Source organism: Neobacillus endophyticus (genome assembly GCF_013248975.1).
Classification (GTDB): domain Bacteria; phylum Bacillota; class Bacilli; order Bacillales; family Cytobacillaceae; genus Neobacillus; species Neobacillus endophyticus.
Genome location: NZ_JABRWH010000001.1, coordinates 2399257 through 2418641, shown reverse-complemented (window position 1 = coordinate 2418641; position 19385 = coordinate 2399257). Strand labels below are relative to the sequence as shown.

The 19385-nt window shown below is 38.0% G+C and carries 21 protein-coding genes; 5 read left to right on the top strand and 16 right to left on the bottom strand.

What is annotated here, in order from left to right:
* Positions 1-9 precede the first annotated feature (9 nt).
* The 5 genes from HPT25_RS11820 to HPT25_RS11800 all read right to left on the bottom strand — a co-directional run bounded on the left by HPT25_RS11820 (position 10) and on the right by HPT25_RS11800 (position 2990).
* The gene (locus HPT25_RS11820; RefSeq protein ID WP_173064106.1) at positions 10-375 is read right to left on the bottom strand and encodes an SCP2 sterol-binding domain-containing protein; all 366 of its coding nucleotides are present in this window, start codon (positions 373-375) and stop codon (positions 10-12) included.
* Between the two features lie 195 nt (positions 376-570).
* Entirely contained in the window at positions 571-1179 is a 609-nt protein-coding gene (locus HPT25_RS11815; protein WP_173064103.1) for a TetR/AcrR family transcriptional regulator, read from the bottom strand.
* Between the two features lie 117 nt (positions 1180-1296).
* On the bottom strand, positions 1297-2112 hold the full coding sequence (locus tag HPT25_RS11810; protein WP_173064100.1) for a DUF8832 domain-containing protein: 816 nt from the start codon (positions 2110-2112) through the stop codon (positions 1297-1299).
* Positions 2113-2232: 120 nt separating this feature from the next.
* A complete protein-coding gene (locus HPT25_RS11805) occupies positions 2233-2697 on the bottom strand; it encodes a hypothetical protein (protein WP_173064097.1) in 465 nt (154 codons plus the stop codon).
* Positions 2694-2990: a hypothetical protein gene (locus tag HPT25_RS11800; protein ID WP_173064094.1), complete on the bottom strand. Its 297-nt coding sequence runs from the start codon at positions 2988-2990 to the stop codon at positions 2694-2696. Before HPT25_RS11800 ends, HPT25_RS11805 begins: the two co-directional genes overlap by 4 nt.
* Positions 2991-3217: 227 nt before the next feature.
* Here HPT25_RS11800 and HPT25_RS11795 point away from each other — a divergent pair, with 227 nt between their 5' ends.
* From HPT25_RS11795 to HPT25_RS11785, 3 genes are all read left to right on the top strand, one after another.
* The gene (locus tag HPT25_RS11795) at positions 3218-4015 is read left to right on the top strand and encodes a sensor histidine kinase (protein ID WP_173064091.1); all 798 of its coding nucleotides are present in this window, start codon (positions 3218-3220) and stop codon (positions 4013-4015) included.
* Positions 4016-4660 carry a response regulator gene (locus tag HPT25_RS11790; RefSeq protein ID WP_173064088.1) on the top strand — a complete coding sequence of 215 codons (645 nt, stop codon included), beginning with the start codon at positions 4016-4018 and terminating at the stop codon, positions 4658-4660. It abuts the gene before it with no gap.
* A gap of 179 nt (positions 4661-4839) precedes the next feature.
* Positions 4840-6885, top strand: a complete 2046-nt coding sequence (locus HPT25_RS11785) for a methyl-accepting chemotaxis protein (RefSeq protein ID WP_173064085.1) — start codon at positions 4840-4842, stop codon at positions 6883-6885.
* 358 nt (positions 6886-7243) lie between these two features.
* On the opposite strand, the gene abc-f is transcribed toward HPT25_RS11785, so the two are convergent.
* The 7 genes from abc-f to HPT25_RS11750 form a co-directional block, all read right to left on the bottom strand.
* Positions 7244-9079 (bottom strand): ribosomal protection-like ABC-F family protein, encoded by a 1836-nt coding sequence (abc-f, locus tag HPT25_RS11780; RefSeq protein ID WP_173064082.1) that lies wholly within the window; start codon positions 9077-9079, stop codon positions 7244-7246.
* A gap of 377 nt (positions 9080-9456) precedes the next feature.
* Positions 9457-9627 (bottom strand): SPW repeat protein, encoded by a 171-nt coding sequence (locus HPT25_RS28670; protein ID WP_173064079.1) that lies wholly within the window; start codon positions 9625-9627, stop codon positions 9457-9459.
* Positions 9628-10002: 375 nt separating this feature from the next.
* A complete protein-coding gene (locus HPT25_RS11770) occupies positions 10003-10452 on the bottom strand; it encodes a MerR family transcriptional regulator (RefSeq protein WP_173064076.1) in 450 nt (149 codons plus the stop codon).
* A gap of 613 nt (positions 10453-11065) precedes the next feature.
* Positions 11066-11785: a DUF4386 domain-containing protein gene (locus tag HPT25_RS11765; protein ID WP_173064073.1), complete on the bottom strand. Its 720-nt coding sequence runs from the start codon at positions 11783-11785 to the stop codon at positions 11066-11068.
* Between the two features lie 60 nt (positions 11786-11845).
* Positions 11846-12070: a helix-turn-helix transcriptional regulator gene (locus HPT25_RS11760; protein ID WP_173064070.1), complete on the bottom strand. Its 225-nt coding sequence runs from the start codon at positions 12068-12070 to the stop codon at positions 11846-11848.
* Between the two features lies 1 nt (position 12071).
* The gene (locus HPT25_RS11755) at positions 12072-12515 is read right to left on the bottom strand and encodes a hypothetical protein (RefSeq protein WP_173064067.1); all 444 of its coding nucleotides are present in this window, start codon (positions 12513-12515) and stop codon (positions 12072-12074) included.
* 368 nt (positions 12516-12883) lie between these two features.
* Positions 12884-13429 (bottom strand): pyridoxamine 5'-phosphate oxidase family protein, encoded by a 546-nt coding sequence (locus HPT25_RS11750; RefSeq protein WP_173064064.1) that lies wholly within the window; start codon positions 13427-13429, stop codon positions 12884-12886.
* 50 nt (positions 13430-13479) lie between these two features.
* Between HPT25_RS11750 and pdxR the strand changes: the two genes are divergently transcribed.
* A complete protein-coding gene (gene pdxR, locus HPT25_RS11745; RefSeq protein WP_217269695.1) occupies positions 13480-14946 on the top strand; it encodes a MocR-like pyridoxine biosynthesis transcription factor PdxR in 1467 nt (488 codons plus the stop codon).
* Between the two features lie 237 nt (positions 14947-15183).
* Here the strand turns inward: pdxR and HPT25_RS11740 are convergent, their stop codons facing one another.
* Complete coding sequence (locus HPT25_RS11740; RefSeq protein WP_173064061.1) at positions 15184-15573, bottom strand: MerR family transcriptional regulator; 390 nt, start codon at positions 15571-15573, stop codon at positions 15184-15186.
* Between the two features lie 106 nt (positions 15574-15679).
* Between HPT25_RS11740 and HPT25_RS11735 the strand changes: the two genes are divergently transcribed.
* Positions 15680-16069, top strand: a complete 390-nt coding sequence (locus HPT25_RS11735; RefSeq protein WP_173064058.1) for a carboxymuconolactone decarboxylase family protein — start codon at positions 15680-15682, stop codon at positions 16067-16069.
* Positions 16070-16343: 274 nt separating this feature from the next.
* On the opposite strand, the gene HPT25_RS11730 is transcribed toward HPT25_RS11735, so the two are convergent.
* From HPT25_RS11730 to HPT25_RS11720, 3 genes are all read right to left on the bottom strand, one after another.
* Positions 16344-16877: an HXXEE domain-containing protein gene (locus HPT25_RS11730; RefSeq protein WP_173064055.1), complete on the bottom strand. Its 534-nt coding sequence runs from the start codon at positions 16875-16877 to the stop codon at positions 16344-16346.
* A gap of 246 nt (positions 16878-17123) precedes the next feature.
* Complete coding sequence (locus HPT25_RS11725; RefSeq protein ID WP_173071074.1) at positions 17124-18107, bottom strand: Gfo/Idh/MocA family protein; 984 nt, start codon at positions 18105-18107, stop codon at positions 17124-17126.
* A gap of 194 nt (positions 18108-18301) precedes the next feature.
* Entirely contained in the window at positions 18302-19360 is a 1059-nt protein-coding gene (locus tag HPT25_RS11720; RefSeq protein ID WP_217269693.1) for an ABC transporter substrate-binding protein, read from the bottom strand.
* Positions 19361-19385: the final 25 nt, after the last annotated feature.

The following is a 19385-nucleotide window of genomic DNA, read 5'->3' as shown; positions in this document are numbered from 1 at the left end:
AATCAAAAATTACAAATGTTCCTTAACATTATATTGACGAAGTATGCTTTCTATTTTTATTGCTTTTCCCATATCCCCTTTAATTTTTAATTTCCCCGTCATTAACGCAAGGGTTCCATTAAGTTTTCCAAGGATAAATAACTGGAAGCTGGCAAGAGACATGATCAAGGCACAATCTGCAGGTGACTCCTCTCCTTCATATACCAATGCTTTTCCATTTTGGAAATGCAGCTGGCAGGTCTTTGCCTCATCCCCTGTAATATCAAACTGATAAATGGCAGTAAGTCCCGCAATCGGATCAGACTCCCTATTTACTGTTTCTTCAATCTTTTGCATGAGTTCCATTAAAGAATATTCTTCAATCGTTTTTGACATACTTGTCCTCCTCGAACATTAATTTTTTTCTAAATCTTTTGATATTTTTATGATACCAATACGTATTCGTATCAAACAATCATAAAAGTTCGTGCGTATTCGACATCTCTACTATGGTAATACAGTAAGTTCTTATTGTTGGTCATACACATGTGCACCTTCATTTCTTCTTCTATTTACAAAAAAAAGCATCCGTTACTGTGCCAAGTTAACGAATGCTGCGATCACTACGCGATTGAGGAGGCGTGCAAGATCATCAAATTGAAAAAGTGATTCTTCCCCATCAAGGTTATTATAATTTTGTATAATCACTTCATTGACGGCACCGACCATCGCCTGAGAAACAATGCGCATCTCCTGCTCTGAAACATTATTAGGCAGGAGCCTATGCACGGTTTGAAACATTAGCTGGGCAAAGTTGCGCAGTGCTTCCCTCCGCACTCTCTCAACCTCTTGTGAAACACCAACAGATTCCACCAAAATAAGGTTTGCCACTTTCATATCAGTTGAACATATTTCAATATAGCGGCGGATCCCAACATACGCTTTGTAAGCCGTGCGCTTTTCCTGATCAATCACCAGCTTTATCTCTTCAATAATTTCTTTGAATAAAGCGGCAAACATGTTTGCCATTAAATCCTCTTTGCTAGAGAAATGCTGGTAAAAGGTTGTTTTCGACACTCTAGCCATTTCAACAACATCCAGGACAGACGTATTTTTGAATCCCTCCGTCGTAAAAAGCACGAGTCCTGCATAGAGTATTTTATCTTTTGCCTCCTTAGGCATTTCCGTCTTAAATAGCATGAGTCATCAGTCCTATCTATTATGTACCGGTACGTATTAGTATTTATTTTAAAATATACCTCAATGTTTCTCAAGCATAGAAAATGGTCCTTCATCGTAGGACGAAGGACCATAATTTTAAGGCACTTTTACCACAAATGGAATTACAATTACACGACCATGGTATTGAAATTGGCCCCAAATCTTGTAAACTCCTGCTTTTGGAAAATACGTCATAAAGGTTACCTTCGGCCCGTTTCCTTCTGTTTTCATTGGATGTATATGAAGATAGTTATTTACATCTTTGCTGATGGCCACACAGTGTCCCATCACTCCTAGATAATGCTCCAAGTTTGTAATTGGTTTATTCGTTTTAGCATCGTATAGAGTAAAAGTCATATTTAAGGCCATTTTTGACATTAGCATATCAAAAGATAACTTGGCCTTAACACCATCGACCACTTTTGTGTCATTTTTATCAGGCGTGAGGGGGATTGCTTGCGGCACAATACCGTTTATGTGCAGCCAATGGGTGTCAACACTGCTATCGATCCCGCCTTTCGGAGTCGTTTCCGAAATAAGCTTATAATCTCCTGCTTTTGGAAAGGTTGTCGTAATATCAAATTCTCCATTTCCTTTATAAACCGGATGTATATGAGCAAAATAGGAAAGATCTTTACTTACGACTATTAAATGCATCAACTTCTCATTTACTGTCTGGAATGATTGGATTGGTTTATTGGTTTTATCTTTAATGATGATGGAAATGTTGACTTTTTGATTTGAACTTAAATTTCCGGTAGTTTTCCATTCTGATAGTGTCGGGAGCACCCCAACTGGCTTCATATTCATACTATGATTCTTCATTGTTGATTCAGATACCTTAATAGCTCCACCACATGAAGATAGTAATAGTGTAGTAACTATAAGGAGTAAGGACATGTATAATTTCAAAATAATCCTCCCTTTCATTCCTTATCATTTTATGGTGATTAAAAATAATTGTAAAGAACTTGGGGATTTAGGGCATTGCAAAAAAAACAACCCAAAAATGGGTTATTTTCCTAACGTTCATTATTGCACGGACACTCCTAAAATTTTGGCAACAGAAATAAGATTATCGCGATTAACCTTAATCATTTCGGCAATTTTACTGTGATCTTTGCTTACAATTGCATCCTGCAGTGAATCATACTTTCCGTGAATATTTTCCGCATAAGTTTCCCCTTTTTTGTCCTTCAACGGAGGAAGAATAGCAGCATGGAATTCGTCATGAAGATTGGTCGCAACAGTTGTCGCAGATTTATAATCTCCCTTTTTTATATCCTGCTCAATGGTTGTGAATCCTTTCAACTCATCCTGAAATGCTTTTGTTAATGATTGGTCACCCATATCCATACCCTTCATCGAAGAGTGATCGTGGCTGGACTTTGAAGAGGCAGTATTCTGGGATTGATTATTACTTTGGGATGTTCCGCAGCCTGCAAGACCGAACAGTAAAAGTGCACCACTAATAAAAGCAATCATTTTTTTTCTCATCGTTTCATTCTCCTTTTTTTCTTTATAATTAAATTGAGCCCCATCCAGACGCCTGTGAAACTTAGCACAATCATGCAAATGGCGCCCAAATCAGTAAGCCAGATGATTGAAATGTTTCCAATATGTCCTGAATGGATGGCAAAAATGAATTCTTGCAGCTTCATCGCTTGATTAGAAGAATAACCAATCAACGAACGATGGTTCAGCATAATTCCTGTTACGGCCATGAGTAAGACTAAAACAGAACCAATTAATCCTGCAGTTAAATGGATCACCTTTAAAATTTTATACATAGAACAACTCTTTCTATATCATTTTCCTTTTATACAAGGGAAAACCTAATATCCCTACTTTACTTTAAAAAATAATTATATAAAATGACTCAGAAGGGCTAGTTTAAGATCAAAAAAGTGACAGATTTATGACAATTTAAACTTAAATTGGCCCTAAAGAGTCTTATCTGATAAAAATATTTTGTGCTACCTTAAATAGGAAATACCGAAAAAGGAGATCCCCATAGATGTCATACCGCGTTCTGAAATTGAGTACCATTTTAATCCCTACCATTTTGATCGGTGGATTTGAGTTTTTGCGACACACCGTCCTCATGCTTCATCAATTTTCTATGATGGAAGGCAATTATATAATAACGCTCCTAACCTTTTTGGTTTCTTATGTTTTTTCCAATTGGTTGTTTAAAACAATCGAAGAAAAGAATAAACGCATAACGGCCGAGCGAGAAATGCGAGTCATCTATGAAGAACGGGAGCGCTTGGCAAAAGAGCTTCATGACAATATTGCGCAAACCTTATTTTTATTAAAGGTCCATTTAAAAAAAGGCAAGCTGCAGGATGCGCAGGGGCTCGTTAATTCCATCGATTCCAATTTAAGACAAGCTATCTTTAATTTGAGAATGAACCCCTCTGAAAAAACTTCTTTTTCCAAAAGAATTGATAGCTGGTTGGAGGATTGGAGCACAGTTTCCGGAATTGAAGTGAAGCATTCTATTGATTTTCCAGAGGGATATTTCACCCCTGCGGAGGAGGTTCAGCTATTTAGTATCATGCAGGAAGCCTTTGCCAATGTCCGCAAGCATTCTGAGGCAGATTCTGTTTCCTTCACCCTCAATACGTTGCAGAAACGATGGGAATTAAAGATTAAAGACAACGGGAAGGGTTTTTCCGTAATAGATATTCCTATCAACAAATATGGACTGGCGATGCTGAAAGAAAGAGCCCTTAAAATAAATGGACGCATGGAAATTTCCTCTGCAGAGGGGATGGGAACTGAACTTATTATGAAAGGAGAGAAGGACTAAGTGGAAAGCTATCGCGTTTTAATTGCAGACGATCACCCTCATGCCCGCCAAGCCATATTGGAGATGCTGGAGGATGATCCCTACTTTTCAATTGTCGGTACAGCAACCAATGGTGAGGAAGCCGTTCAATTGACGAAAAACTTGCTTCCGGACCTTTTATTAATGGATATCAAAATGCCCATTATAAATGGACTGGAAGCTACAAAAATAATCAAGGAAATGTTTCCCTATACCAAAGTTATTATTTTAAGTGTCTCGGACAGTGTGGAGGATTTATTCACCGCCATTCAATACGGAGCACAGGGCTATTTGCTCAAAACCATGGATCCGGATGATTGGCTGCGTTATCTTCACTCTATTGCCGAGGGCTCCAATAATGCTGTGAAATCACTTGCCGGGAAGCTCCTATATCAATTTCGAGAGCGTGATGTACAGAACACTCCTGCCGTAAGCTCCCTCACTCCTAGGGAAAAGGAAATTCTCGGATTGGTTTCAAAAGGCTTGACCAATAAACAAGTAGCGGAACAATTATTTATTGCCGAAAACACCGTTAAAAATCATATTAAAAATCTATTGCAAAAGCTAGATCTGGAAAACCGCGTCCAGCTTGCTTCCTACGCCCTTAAAGAACTAAACCAACCCTAATACTATACTAATAAAGGGATGAACATAAAACTTTCGTCCCTTTTATTATTTTTAAAAAAGTAAATCTTTCAAGTCTCTCCCTTATTTACCAGCGATATATTTCAATTTTACTATAACTCCCAATGCATAATTATTATATAATGATAATGTTCGAATATAATAAAAAGGGGTGTACATCTTTGAAATTCCGCAGCATTCGCGCAAGAACCTTTATATTAATCTTACCACTCATTTTGATTACCTTAATCAGCATCGGTGCTGTTTCGTATTTTAATGCAAAAACGCTAATCAATACTCAGCTGGATCAAAAAATGAACGAGCAGCTAATGGGAATTACCACTAAGGTTGAATCAAACCTGACAGCTCATGTCCGTGTTCCACAATCGGTCGCCAAAACATTAGAAGCTGAAAATAGTAATTTTTATAACTTAGCTCAATTACACTCTCTATTAAAAAAGAATCTAGAGGTTAACAGTGATACGTTTGGTTCGGGGGTATTCTATGCACCTTATAAGTATCAGCCGAATCAGAAGTTTTTCTCAACCTATGCCTATCACGATAATAATCAAATTGTAACTACGGAGTCCTATAGTGACCCAAGCTATAACTATCCAACGCAAGACTGGTATACGATAGGGCTCTCACACGACAAACCATTTTATTTTACCGATCCGTACTATGACGACACAACAAAAGTTTTAATGGCGACAGCAACTGTTCCATTTTACAATAACAGCAATGAACTGCTTGGTATGGTTACTGGTGATATCAATCTGAAAACCATCCAAACCTTTATCAATAATACAAAGGTAGGAAAAAACGGTTGGGCTGTGCTTCTCGATAGTAAAGGAAATTACATGGCAAACAAGTATGGTTCTGTGACAAAATCAATCATGCAGGACAAAAATGCTTCGCTTCGCAATATTGCACCAGAACTTTTAAAAAGTACAAGTGGACAGTCCGTTTTCCAAGACAGCAAGGGAACGAATCGGATTTATTTCAATAAAATCCCAATGACAAACTGGGTAATTGCCCTTGTCATCCCTGATAATGAATTAACTTCACCGCTTCATACGTTACTAAACACATTAATAATCATTAGCATTATTTCCATAATCATTATTACTCTGATTATCTTTTATTACAGCCGATATATTACGAAACAGGTTGACAACGTTAATCTTTTATCAAATCGAATGGCTCAAGGGGATTTTTCTGAAGACATTACGATTAAAACTCATGATGAATTTAAAGTCATGGGCGATAACTTAAATACTATGCTCACACAAGTTCGGAGAATGTTAAATCAAATTAGCATAGATACTACACAGTTAGCGTCCACTTCAGAGCAATTAACAGCCAGCGCTAATCAAACAGGCAAAGCAACAGAGAATATTACAGCGGCGATTCAGGAAATTTCCAGCGGCTCCAATTCACAAGTGATCAGCATTCAGGAAAGCACTCAAGCATTAAATGAAATGGCGATTGGTATGCAGACTATCGCAAAATCGTCTTCTAAAGTCGCAGAAAGCACTTCACTTGTATCGACACAAGCAAAACAAGGTAATTTGTCTATTCAATCATCCGTTCAAAAAATTAAAGACATGCAGGAAACCGTGAAGAACTCCACAATGGCTCTTGAACGATTAGTGGACCATTCTAAGAAGATCGGCATGATCACGGAAGTTATTACAGGCATTACCGAACAAACCAATCTTCTGGCCCTTAATGCAGCGATTGAAGCCGCTCGTGCTGGTGAACATGGAAAAGGATTTGCGGTTGTTGCAGATGAAGTTCGAAAACTAGCTGAGCAATCAAAAGCATCTGCAGATCAAATAACTCATCTGATCAATGTTGTTCAACAAGATACCACCCAAGTTGTGGATATCATGACGGAAGGCTCAGAAAATGTAGAAGAAGGGGCAAAAGCAATCGAGGAGACTGGGCATATCTTCGGAAAAATTGTCCATGAAATTGATGATGTCAATCTTCAAATCCAAGAGTTATCAGCGGCAAGCGAAGAGCTTTCAGCTAGCACAGAACAGATCAGCGCTTCAGCTCAGCAGTTATTAATGATTGCTAAGGAATCATTGAGCAGCACATCCGAAGTTGCAGGTTCTTCTAAGGAACAGCTTGCTTCAATGGAAGAAATCACAACTGTTGCTGCATCATTAAGCAAGATCGCGGCTGAACTACAGGAAATGGCAGCTAATTTTAAATTTTAATTTAATCGGGAGGCAATGACAAATTCTTGTATGTCTCTACCGTTATAAATAACAAACAACAGCAGACAATCTGCTGTTGTTTGTTATTCTTTCATCAATTTATTAAACATAACAGAAACAGACCAAACACCTGCTGCAAGCAACAAAACAAAGACACTCATAAATGTCTCATTGAAGTCCATATTGTTCACCCCTAGCCACTGCATACATCATTTTTTGTAAATATAACATTCTATACATACTGTAGCAGTGATAATTGTTACTTATCCAAAGAGTTTCTCGGATGCTGGCTCTCAAATGAAAAAAAGCTGTCATCCTTAACAGCTTTTTTTCATTCCATTCGGACTCCAACTATTCCCTATTCCTTTACACCATTAGCTTTTTCGATTTCCTGACGAATCTCTTCTATTTTCAATTTTTTTTCTTTGATCTTGTTGTATGGATAGATACCCTCTGGATCTGCCTCTTCATTTAATAAGTCGAGAAGTTCTATTTCCAAAACCTTTAACTGATTGATGTGCTTCTGTATTTGGGGAGAAATAATGGTGTGCTTTTCCCATTCGCTATAACTACCTGAATATCCAAGGACTTGCCTATTATCAACTTTTATTACTTTATTGGCAACCTTCCTTAATAAATATGGATCGTGCGATACAATTACAATCGAGCCGGGATAGGACACAAGTGCTTCTTCTATTCGTTCACGGGTTTCAATATCTAAATAATTAGTTGGTTCATCCAGAATAAGCAGGTTTGCCTCGGAAAAATACAACTTCACAAAAGCCACCCGGCATTTTTCTCCCATACTTAAATGTTTTATTTTTTTTAATACCTCATCTTTCCTGAACAAGAAACAGGCTAATATGGTACGAGCCTCTGATTGAGTGAGGTTTGGCAGCAATAATAATTCTTCCAGCACCGTGTTTTCCTCATTTAAGTTTTCAAGTTCCTGAAAAAAATAGCCGATATTCAGCTGAGGGTTCCAGGACAGCTCCCCATGATCTGGTGCCAGCTGGCCCGTCATCAGTTTTAATAAAGTCGTTTTACCGCTCCCATTTTTCCCTATAATTGCGATCCGGTCCCCGCGTTGAACCTGGAGATTGATATTTCGAAAAACCATATGATCGTTATAGGAAAAACCCACCTCGCTCATTTCAAGCATTTTTTTTGCTAGAAAATCCTTCACTCCAAAATTGGCGTTAATTGATTTTGTTTCCGAAGGTTTTTCCACTTTCGACTCTTCCAAACGTTTGAGTGCCTTTTCTTTTGCTTTATATTTTGATGCCTGCTTTGCTGCTTGTTTTTGTGCATAGGGGTTTCGTACACTAGCAGAGGCATTTGCTTGTTGATACCAATTTTTAAAATTTTGAATGGCATCGATTAATTTTCTTCTTTCCTGCTCTTGCTTTTCATATAAAGCTTGAACGGTTTTTATTTCATGATCCTTTTGAGCTCTATAGTAGGTGTAGCCGCCATGGTACTTTTTTGTCCCAGTTGCCTTTATTTCACAGGTAACATCTGCCACTTGATCAATAAATTCACGTTCATGAGAAGTGAATAAAACACTTCCCTTATAACGCTTTAACCACCGCTGAAGCCATTCAACTGACTCCATGTCGAGATGGTTAGTTGGCTCATCCAGGATTAGCAATTTGGGCGAATACATCATAGCCTTTGCCAATTTGGCTCGTGTTTTCTGCCCACCGCTTAATCCTTTATAAGGAATTCCCCATATACTTTCATCAAGTCCCAACTGTTTTAATATTTTTGAAACTTCAACTTCCCAATCGTATCCATTCAGATCCAAATATCTTTGTAAGCATATCTGATACTCTTTCAGGATCCTTTCTTCTTTTCCTGGAGATGCAAGCATTCCAGCCAACCCATTCAATTCATTTTTGAGTTTGCTTTTTTCCGCGTCCGCCTTTTCCACCCATTCACGTGTAGATAATTCAGTATCATTTTCAGAGTCCTGCAGCATCACGCCAATTTCTTCTTTGTTTATATTCCACTCGATATTCCCTTGTGAGATCACGGCTATGCCTAATATCCCTTTTATAAAAGTCGTTTTCCCAACACCGTTCTCGCCAATTAACGCGACTCGTTCATTTTCCTTCACCTCTAAAGAGGCATTCTCAAATAAAGACATTCCATCAATATTCATTTGTACATTTTCAACTTTTAATAACCACATAAAATAACAACTCCATTTTTTCTTTGCATAAATAAAGACACAGGCATTTTTCACCTGTGTCTAAAATGGAGTCAGCAAATAGAATAGACTGTCTCCTTTAAGATAAGGGCAGTTCTATCCACAATAGCATATATTCCGAAACGGCATCTCTAAAAATAGACACAGGTATCCTATTCTTTGCCTACAGCAAAGTAATTTTTTTGCTTTTCAATTGAATAGCGAAAAAAATTATCGAATATCCATTGTGCTATTTTTGATGCCTCCTTCAACTTCTTATATATTATATTATCCAATTTTTTTCAAAATGTCACTATTTCTTTTTGCCAGCAGCAGAAGCTTAAAGTCATAGGCTCCTGTGCTGGCCGACTTATCTTTAACTAAGGGTTATTGTTTTTACGAGCGGCCCCCGCCCATACAGCAAGAATTAATACTATGATTCCAAAAATGACACTATTCCACATAGCACCTGAATTACTGGAGAAACTGTACACCCAAGGTGAGACGACGAGCCAGATACCGATTAACCCAGTAAGCCATAGCTGCCACACAATAAACACCCCCTATATTTTTGACGTTAACGTCAACGTCACTAAAATATATGAGCTTTAAATGATAAATAGTCCTGATGGATTTATATTTATTTCGAAACATTTTTAATTACAGGTCACTTGAACAAGAATGCAGATATTCTGCCCATTAAGATGTTCACCTAACATTGTGATTCAATATGTACTTTTCTAGGTTGAACATTGTTTTTCAATGAAATAATCGTAAGGTGAATTGGCGGGTTAGAAAAAAATATCTCTGGATGAATCAATCAGAATAGATAGCCGCCTTTTAAACGTAAAGCGTCTTGCGAGGGAAGTAATCGGGATGATTTGTGTTTGTAGTATGTAATCTCAAATAGCTGCTACGGACATAGATTACTTATTCTCCACTTCTTCCATTAAGAGGATGGAGCGATCCACTTGATCCTGGTACATATCACGCAATGTTAACACATGATCGATTTTTTTATTCATTTTGTCAATCAAATTATGAAGAACAGCAATGTACTGCTTTACCACCAATCTTTGTTCGTCAACACTGTCAACTTTCTCCTGAAATGACAGCCGTAATTCTTTAATGGAATCCTCAGCATCCATCACTTCCTGAATCTCTTGAAGTGAGATCCCCAAATAGTCCTTTAGCTGTAGAATTTGCCTAAGGCGTTCGATTGTGTTCTGATCAAAAAGACGATGTCCCCCACTGCTCCTCAATACAGGGGAAATTAGACCTACTTCCTCATAGTAGCGAAGTGTTCTTGATGTAATGCCCAGCTGTCGTGAAACAGCATCAATGGTCATCACTTCATATAATTCTTTATTGGGCAAATGATTCACCTACTTTGTACAGAGTTACCTTTCATTTAAGGTTTAATTCTATTTAAACATATGGAAAACTTCCAAGTAAATCCTTTTTACTACCACATTTTAGTAAACAACGTTTTTGAAAAAATCAAGAGTTTGTTGTCCCGTATCAAAAAAAAAACATGCTGGGTGTTTTTTATGCTAAAACTTCGGGTGGATTATTGTCGGGCTCCTTAAAAATCTTTAACCTTGTTAAACCTTGCTTAGTTGATTTTCATTAAGTTATTGTTTTTGACATGGTATTTTTCATTGTTGATTTTCGTGTAGGTGCGAGAATTCATAAGCGGAGAATTTCCGGCTTATGTATAATGAGGAAGTTTAAGAAGCAGATATAAGCGGAGATATTCCGATTAACTGCTCTAAATATGACGGAACCCACAGATTTGGATAATATAGACGGAAAAACTTCCTTTATTTTTAAGGAAATAGGGGTATTTCCCAATTTAAACGGAATTTTATCGTTTATTTTTCAAACACAGTGAAATCACCATTCATCTATAAAGAGCCTTTGACATAAAAAAAAGAGTTGACCAATAAAATAGGACAACTCTATTTTTTTGTTTCGACTTCCTGATCTTCAAGTAAGGCCCTCGAGCACTTTCTTTTTTTCAACCATTGAAGCAAGGGCAGATTCATTGAATCCTTTAACGATAAGCCATACGGCCAAAATCATTTCATTTGCTGCTACTGGAAGCGACAAAATACTCCACACAGAAATTTGTTGAATGACACCAAACATGACTAACACCCCATAAATAAACACAAGAGCTGCCCCTGTCAAACCCAAGATAGGTATAAACTTGGGTACGAGCTTAGATTTATAAAATATATAACTGTACATCGCCGTATTGATCCCTAGCATGAATAAGGGACCCAGCATAAATGTCCAGGCATGTATTGCCTTTAACACGATGCCTGATGTTTGAAAAGCAGCGGTATCTGGAGATCCCGCAGCTACAAATTCCCGGCTTAAAGTCAATAGGGACAGCATACTGATTACTCCAACAGTAATGATAATCGCTTCAAGAAACCTAAAGCAAATATGCCAAAGAGCAATGGTTTCATTATATTTTCTCAAAAATGGGAACATGGTAGTAGCAGTTCCAACTGCTGAAACCACAAGGATTAACTCCATTAGCGCTCCCAGTATCACCTGGTTGGCGTGTTTTGCACCTTTAATCAAGTAATCGGGGCCGTTGAGGATAGGATCGTATAAAAGAAGGCCCATTATCGCTGTAACGGCAGCAAGTATAAACAGAACACCCACAATTTTCGCAGCTTTTTTGTTTGAATTCATTTTTTATCCCCTTCTCTTAAATAAATTCATGTACAGTAAAGCAAAAAACAACCATCGTTCTTATTGCTTTGTGTTGCCCTCGTAAAAGAATACCTCTTCCAACGGTAAGTTAAAGGCGTGAGCAATGCGAAAAGCCAGTTCCAGAGATGGGGAGTAATTTCCTTTTTCAAGTGAGACGATTGTTTGTCTTGTCACGCCTACCTTGTCAGCCAATTGCTGCTGGGTCATTTCATCATGGTTGAATCGTAATTTGCGAATGTGATTGCCGACAAGATGTTTACCCATATTAAACTCCTCTCCTATAGTGATAAAGTTTCGTAACAGAGCCGGTCAGATCGGAAATGAATCCTGAAGCGATCAGAATCATGAACATCATCTGCGACGGCTGAAAAATGATCAGAGATCCCATAGCAAGCAGAAAGCCGATGATAAACACAAAAAAAGAATTACGGTTTGCTTTCAAAGCAATTAACTTATCCAGTTCATCCTCAAATCTTGGTTCCTTTTCTTTGGTCGTCATTCTAAAGACGATGTTAAAAATAATGCTGATCATGATATGTGCGACGATCGAAAACAAAGTCAATATGAGGACAAAGGAACCCCAATAGCGAAAGGTTTCCGGCGAATCCAGATCCCCGGGGTACCGGGGGTACATGTACAAGCAATAAGATCCGAAAATGAGTATGACACTGATTAACGATACGATGCTCTTCTTTTCTTGGTAGGTCATATTTAACACCTCCTGTATACAAAATTTTACTTTTAGTAAATAATTATATACATAATGTAATATAAACTTTACATCAAGTCAACTATATATTACATTAAGAAATCTGGGCAGCGTATAAATGGGCAACATTCCGTCCTTTCTGGAAACGCAACTGGTAAGAGAAATTTATGATGCAAACTTCCGCATAGCTGATTTTCTGATAACAAAGCATAACTGATCTGTTATCAATAGGAAAAGCTGCCATTTCTGGCAGCTTTGTTTAAGAAATATAACTTAGTCTTTTAACTTATTCAACACAAATGATATTTTACTATCGTAAAAGATTTACAACCCTTTTCTCATTCAATACTTTCGTTCTTCAGTATAACCTAGATATCCATTTCAACTTTCCTGCCTTCGTAAAAAGAAAATTGTGAATTTAATTGGTTTTCTTTTGCTGTTCGTGCGTTGGGAGTTAGTTTAAAAACCAATGTATGACTCCCTAGAGAGGAGCGGTATTTTTGTAAATGGGATTGTGAAAGACTTTGTTCGTAGTATCCTGGGACGTACTTATCCAACATACCTTGCATGGCTGCTGTAGCCTCTTCTATATCGTTTACTGGCTCGAGTCCTCCAAAAAGCATCACACTCATATAGGCAGTATCTGTTTTAGCTGGTATTGGACTTACCATGGTTCCGTAATCTTCTGACACGGTGAAACAACCATTTGGATTGGCTTGGATCACCTCTATTTTTCTACCTTGGGCTGCTCCGTGAAAATAGATAGCCTCATTCATCCAGATAAAATTCAAAGGCACCACATAAGGAATGTCCCCATCCGCTAACCCCAAGTAACCTGTTCGTGCCGTGCTTAAAAAATGATCAATACGATGATCATCCGTGCATTCTAATTTTCCATTACGAATCTTATGCATGATTGCAACCCCTTTTCCTTTATTTATGATACGCTCATTTTAGGGAATTTTTGTCCATCAGAAAAGTGACAGAAATTAAAAATTTAAAAGGGACAGATGGAGGAATAAAGGTGGAGCTAACACCATTTCTACAAAAGGATTTACCAGAACCGCTTTACAGCCAGTTGTATCATTGGATTAAGAGGGAAATTGAAGAAGGAAGGCTGCAGCCAGGAACGAAGATGCCATCGATCCGTCAGCTATCCATTTATTTAAAGATTAGCCGAAACACGGTGGAAACAGCGTATCAGCAATTACAATCAGAGGGCTACCTCGAAAGTGTTCCGAAAAGCGGAATATGGGTAGCAGAGATGGAAGAACCATTCTTTCATCCAACTTCGATTGAACAACCTATGTTCCCCGAATGGATCCCTTCAAGTGAGGTTCATGTGGATTTTGAATATGGGAATGTTGACCTTGAAAAATTCCCTTTAAAGAATTGGAAGAAATGTTTAGCTGATGTAGTAGATCAGGAAAGCGGCTTGTTATTTCAATATGGAGAAAAACAGGGCGAATATACATTGCGTCAAGAGATTTCGAACTATTTACTGCAGTCAAGAGGCGTTCGCACAACACCGGAACAGATTCTGATAACAGCCGGAACGCAGGCATCCATTGCGTTAATCTGCCAGCTTTTAGTACTTCGTGAAAGAACTGTGGCAATGGAAGATCCAGGCTATAATGGGGTTCGATCGGTCTTAATAGACCAGGGGTGCCTTATCGAACCTGTACCGCTTGAAAGGGACGGTTTGTCAGTCGGGCATCTTCAACAGAGCAGAGCTAAGGCTGTATACGTAACACCTTCTCATCAATTTCCATACGGCATGGTCTTGTCTATATCGAAAAGAATGAGGCTATTAAAATGGGCCTATCAAATGGATGGATACATTATCGAGGATGATTATGATGGTGAGTTTCGATACCGGGGACAGCCGATTCCCTCGCTAAAATCCTTAGATGAAAAGGAAAGGGTTATTTATTTAGGCACATTTTCAAAATGCTTTCTTCCTTCAGTGCGATTAAGTTTTATGGTACTTCCCCCTTCTCTCATGGTTCAATATTCACTTAATTTCGCGAATTATAATCAATCTGTTTCTCCTATTATTCAAAGGGCTATAGCTCTTTTTATGCAGTCTGGGGAATTCGAAAAGCACATTCGCCGAATGCGCAAGATGTATCAAAGAAAACATCAATTTCTACTATCCTGCATCCATCAACATATGGGCACTCGCGTGGAAGTGGTGGGTGAAAAGTCTGGGTTGCACATCTTATTAAAACTGAAGGGGATCACAGCCCCTGAGTTGATTGAGCTTGGTTTGTCAAAGGGAGTCAAAGTTTATTCCCCTGCACAGTTTTGGCTTCATCCAAACTCTGAAACCAGTTCTTATATTATGCTAGGATTTGGGGGATTATCTATTTCAGAAATTGAGAAAGGCATTAGTTTACTAGCCAGCTGCCTTCCGGTGCTGGAAGATTAAGTAAGAACCATACTACCTGTTACTTGAAAATTAAAAAATGAAATAAAAAGGGGAAGTACAAGACTTCACAAAAAACCTTGATGACTTCTCCTTTTTTATCAAAAGACATACTTGATAGAGACTTAACCTAACTAAATCGTGCTGCAATACTCCATTCTTTGCGCTGTTGTCCGAGCATATTCCGCGACGAGTAGTCTTTTAACGGTAAGGAACACATATCGATTTCCACATCATTTTCTATTTCTTGTTTTGAACTTTATTACCCTCCAATTCCTTATAATGGTTGATTTTTTCTGTAATTTTATAAAGATTATCTTGCAAGTTTTTTATTTGTTCATGAATATCTTTTTGATGATTTTCTAATAATTCACGCCGCAGGCTTATGGTAGAATCACCTTGACATCGCAGGTCAGAAAACTGTTTCATCTCATTTATAGGCATACCCGTTACTCGTAAACGAATTAAAAAATGGATCCAAGAAATATCCGCCTCCGAATATTGACGATAGCCATTTACATCTCTTTCTACTCTGTTAAGCAGCCCGATTTTCTCATAATAACGCAAGGTGTGCACCGAAAGTCCAGTGATATTTGAAATTTGTTGAATTGTAAAAATTTTCTTCTCCATAAATGAAATTATAGCATAAAAAAGGTTGCTCTAGAGTGAACTCTAAGGTGTAAATTTAATTCATCAATAAATGCTTCATACGATTGGATATAAGGAGGAAAAAAAGATGTTAAATGAACGGTATCAAAGAGGCTGGGAAAAACTGAAGGAAATAGACGGTAAGGGTGGAGAACGTGTAATCGAATCATTAAAGGATATTGCCCCTGACCTAGGAAAATATGTTGTTGAATTTGCATTTGGGGATATTTACTTTCGTAAAGGTTTAGACTTGAAACAACGTCAACTCATAACCATTGCTTCTCTTACTACCCAAGGAGGATGTGAGCCACAACTAAACGTCCATATCAATGCAGCTCTTAATGTAGGGCTAACACCAAATGAAGTGATTGAAGCGATCACTCACTGTGCCCCTTACACAGGGTTCCCTAGAGTTCTTAACGCCATTTTTGTAGCGAAACAAATTTTTGAAGAACGTAATTTGAAAGTAACTAATTAAGATTCCTCTTCGGGGTGACGTATGTTACCCCTTTTTGTGTTTTATTAATTCTCAGGCATCCTGATCATCTAGAATTCAGTTATTATGAAACAACCCTTACTTTATCAAGGATCACTACTTACGCCTCGTGTCTCTTTTTTCCCTCTTATCTCTCACTTTTACCGATATTTACAAAAATTGGAAAGGATAAAAAAACAGCAAGTTATTCTACATTGGAGTTCACAACTATGCTATTTCTGATCCTAACGGTGATCATGAAACGCCACCATTATCATTAATTAGGAATAATTCTCCTCCCAATGGAGTGCCCAAATAGTACTAATGGAAGAAGTATAATACCTACGTCCAATCCATTGTTAAATACTTGCCAATTCAGAATTCCTGCTTGGTTTTGACGATAGAATAAATAGATTGAATAGGGCAGTACAACGACAACAGCTGTTGCCACTCCTGGTGTATACATGCGCAACAGAAGGCTTTGGAACAAATGAGTAAAGACGTGAATCATAAGAACAGCATTAAAACCAATAAAAAGGAGATAGTGATGAAAATCAGCAGCTAATATTGTTGTAGGAATGAAAATGACAAACTCTATAGCTACTGCTGCAGCAAATTGTGATGATTTTATATTTCGGTACGATTCAAAACCTTTCCTAAAAAGCTTTGGAATTACCAGACTCACCTTTTCATAGTGTTTACTCATCCAGCTTTCTACAAAGATAATTTCTTCGAAGTCATGAACCATAAATGAAGCAAGAAATAACCAAATGACTGAGTTTAAACTTAAATGACTATTTATCCAGTCCATAGGCTCCCATCCGTAATCTCATTATTTGAATTCGTATACTTACGAATATTTTACCATAAAAATCCATGTGATTGTTCAGCTATTCTAAATCTAAAAGTTCAAAAAGTATAGTTAGTGCCTTTCACTGTAAATATTGTAATACCCTTCTTTCCAACACTAAATAGAATGTAAACAGGCCATTGAGAGTGTCTCAATGGCCTGTTTACTGGATTCACTTTTGTGCCGGCAAATTTCATTTACTAATCTTTATTTTTCCACAGCAAAAACAATATTGTTTTGCCTTCTAGCCTCTTCGGTAATCTTGAGTACAATTTTACTCCAGTCTTTCAATTCTTCATATGCTTTTTGATCGTTTGTTTCAATGATTTTTGCAATGTTCCGGCATTCATAGACCATATCCTGCTGCTCTTGAGTGACACTGAAAATTTGCTTTTCTTTTGTATGGCTATCGATGAAGGCAATTTCTGAAATAGGTGCAGCATCTTCAAGTAAAAAGGTTCCCTTTTCCCCGTGAATTTCACACGGAAGAACTGAATGGGATATCTTTGAACAGAGAATAGTGCAGACGAAATCATCATATTCTAATACAAGTGTGCCGCTGCCATCTACACCGCTTCTTAAAATAACTGGGTGATAGCTGACTTTTTTCGGCTCTCCAAACAGTCCAACCGCCAAATATAGTGGATATACACCTAAATCAACGAGTGCACCGCCAGAGTATTGGGCTGAGAAAATATTAGGTTCTTCGCCCTCCAGGAATAAATCATAGCGTGACGAATATTGGATGTAGGGAAACATCGTACTTCTTAGCTTTCCTGCTAACGAGAGCTTTTCTTTTAAAATTTGAAAATTAGGTGTATGAATATTTCGGATCGCTTCAAATAAAAAAACTCCATTTTCCTCTGCTGTCCGGTATGCTTCTTTTAATTCTGCAGTATTTGAAAAAATCGGTTTTTCACAGATGACATGCTTTTTATTTTTTAAAAAAGTAAGGGTCTGTTGAAAGTGAACAGAGTTTGGTGAAGCGATATAAACAGCTTCGATTTCATCGCTTTTTGCCATCACTTCAAGATCGCTATAAACATTCACAGCTTGATATGTATCAGCCAACTTTCTGGCCTTCTCTTCGGAACGGGAATAGACTCCTACTAACCGCAGCTGTTCACTACATTTTGCTGCTTTAATAAAAGATTCCGTAATCCAACCTGTTCCAACAGTTGCCAAATTGATCATCTAGATTCCCTCCCTAAAATTCCTTGAATACTTTTCATTGTAACCATTTATACTCCTGCTTACCACTGAATTACTTTTTGGCCTTCTGCCGGTTTAGATTGCTGGAATTAACATGTATAAGGCAATCTTAGCTAGAAGAAAAAGCTTTAAAGCCAGGAAACAACTCGTCCCTAGCTTTAAAGCCTGTTTCATTAATTTGCTTTATCAGCAAATTCGTTCGTATATGTTTTGTTTAGGTCTATATTTTTCACAGCAGGCTTGAAGGAAGAAAGAATCTTTTGAACATTTTCCGGAACACCTGCAGGCATTTTTCCATCAGTCGTAAACATTGGAAGCTGACCTTTTAATGCTTGAATGTATAATTGTTTATCACCTGCATAGTAATCAGATGGCATTTTATCAGCAATTTCTTCAGGAGTATGGGAACTCATCCATTTCAATGTTTTGACATAGGCATTTACAAGCTTTTGAATAACAGCTTTGTGTGTGTTTACATAATCTGTTTGCATATAAAGGCTAGTGGAAGCATAACCTCCGCCTAATGCTTCGTGAGCGGAATCCTTATGATTCATATCGACTAATGGAAACGCCAAATTTTGATTTTCCAGCATGGTTGCTGTTGGTTCACTCGTAACAGCTGCATCAATTTTGTCATTTTTCATTGCCGCAATTAGCGTGGCCCCCGCACCAACAGGAAGCGGTGTATAATCGCTTTCTTTTCCTCCGCCCTTCACAACGTTGTAAGTTGCCAGCATGTTAGTGGAAGAACCTAGGCCGGTTACCCCAATTTTTAATCCTTTTAAGTCGGAAACAGATTTTACTTTATCCTTCAATTTGTTGGATACCAGCAATGTTTCGCCCGGAACATCAGCCATCGTCACGACAGCTTCAACACTTTTCCCTTTTGTGGCAAGATCAAGGGTATGATCATAGAATCCGCCAGCGCCATCCACTTGACCGGCTAAAAGCGCAACTTCAGCATCCTGGCCGGCACTTTCTTCCACAAGGCTGACATTAACCCCTTCTTGTTGATAATAGCCAAGTTGCTGTGCCAGCATAAATGGCATGTAAATAATTTTTTCAAGCCCCCCGACCATAATGACTACCCTTGAATCTCCTGAAGAAGAGCTTGAAGTTTTGCTGTTTTTAGCCGTTCCAGATGTAGATTGTGTTGACGAGCAGGCAGACAACAGCAATGCGCTGATGGCCAGACATGAAACCCCGGCAGTTAATTTTTTCATCTTTTTCATTCCATTTTCCCCCTTGTTTTTTTAA

Excerpts from the sequence above, each read along its gene's own strand:
- HPT25_RS11820 (WP_173064106.1), bottom strand. The coding sequence starts at position 375 with ATGTCAAAAACGATTGAAGAATATTCTTTAATGGAACTCATGCAAAAG.
- HPT25_RS11815 (WP_173064103.1), bottom strand. The coding sequence starts at position 1,179 with ATGCTATTTAAGACGGAAATGCCTAAGGAGGCAAAAGATAAAATACTC.
- HPT25_RS11805 (WP_173064097.1), bottom strand. The coding sequence starts at position 2,697 with ATGAGAAAAAAAATGATTGCTTTTATTAGTGGTGCACTTTTACTGTTC.
- HPT25_RS11800 (WP_173064094.1), bottom strand. The coding sequence starts at position 2,990 with ATGTATAAAATTTTAAAGGTGATCCATTTAACTGCAGGATTAATTGGT.
- HPT25_RS11795 (WP_173064091.1), top strand. The coding sequence starts at position 3,218 with ATGTCATACCGCGTTCTGAAATTGAGTACCATTTTAATCCCTACCATT.
- abc-f (WP_173064082.1), bottom strand. The coding sequence starts at position 9,079 with ATGTGGTTATTAAAAGTTGAAAATGTACAAATGAATATTGATGGAATG.
- HPT25_RS11765 (WP_173064073.1), bottom strand. The coding sequence starts at position 11,785 with ATGAATTCAAACAAAAAAGCTGCGAAAATTGTGGGTGTTCTGTTTATA.
- HPT25_RS11760 (WP_173064070.1), bottom strand. The coding sequence starts at position 12,070 with ATGGGTAAACATCTTGTCGGCAATCACATTCGCAAATTACGATTCAAC.
- HPT25_RS11755 (WP_173064067.1), bottom strand. The coding sequence starts at position 12,515 with ATGACCTACCAAGAAAAGAAGAGCATCGTATCGTTAATCAGTGTCATA.
- HPT25_RS11750 (WP_173064064.1), bottom strand. The coding sequence starts at position 13,429 with ATGCATAAGATTCGTAATGGAAAATTAGAATGCACGGATGATCATCGT.
- HPT25_RS11740 (WP_173064061.1), bottom strand. The coding sequence starts at position 15,573 with ATGGAGAAGAAAATTTTTACAATTCAACAAATTTCAAATATCACTGGA.
- HPT25_RS11735 (WP_173064058.1), top strand. The coding sequence starts at position 15,680 with ATGTTAAATGAACGGTATCAAAGAGGCTGGGAAAAACTGAAGGAAATA.
- HPT25_RS11730 (WP_173064055.1), bottom strand. The coding sequence starts at position 16,877 with ATGGACTGGATAAATAGTCATTTAAGTTTAAACTCAGTCATTTGGTTA.
- HPT25_RS11720 (WP_217269693.1), bottom strand. The coding sequence starts at position 19,360 with ATGAAAAAGATGAAAAAATTAACTGCCGGGGTTTCATGTCTGGCCATC.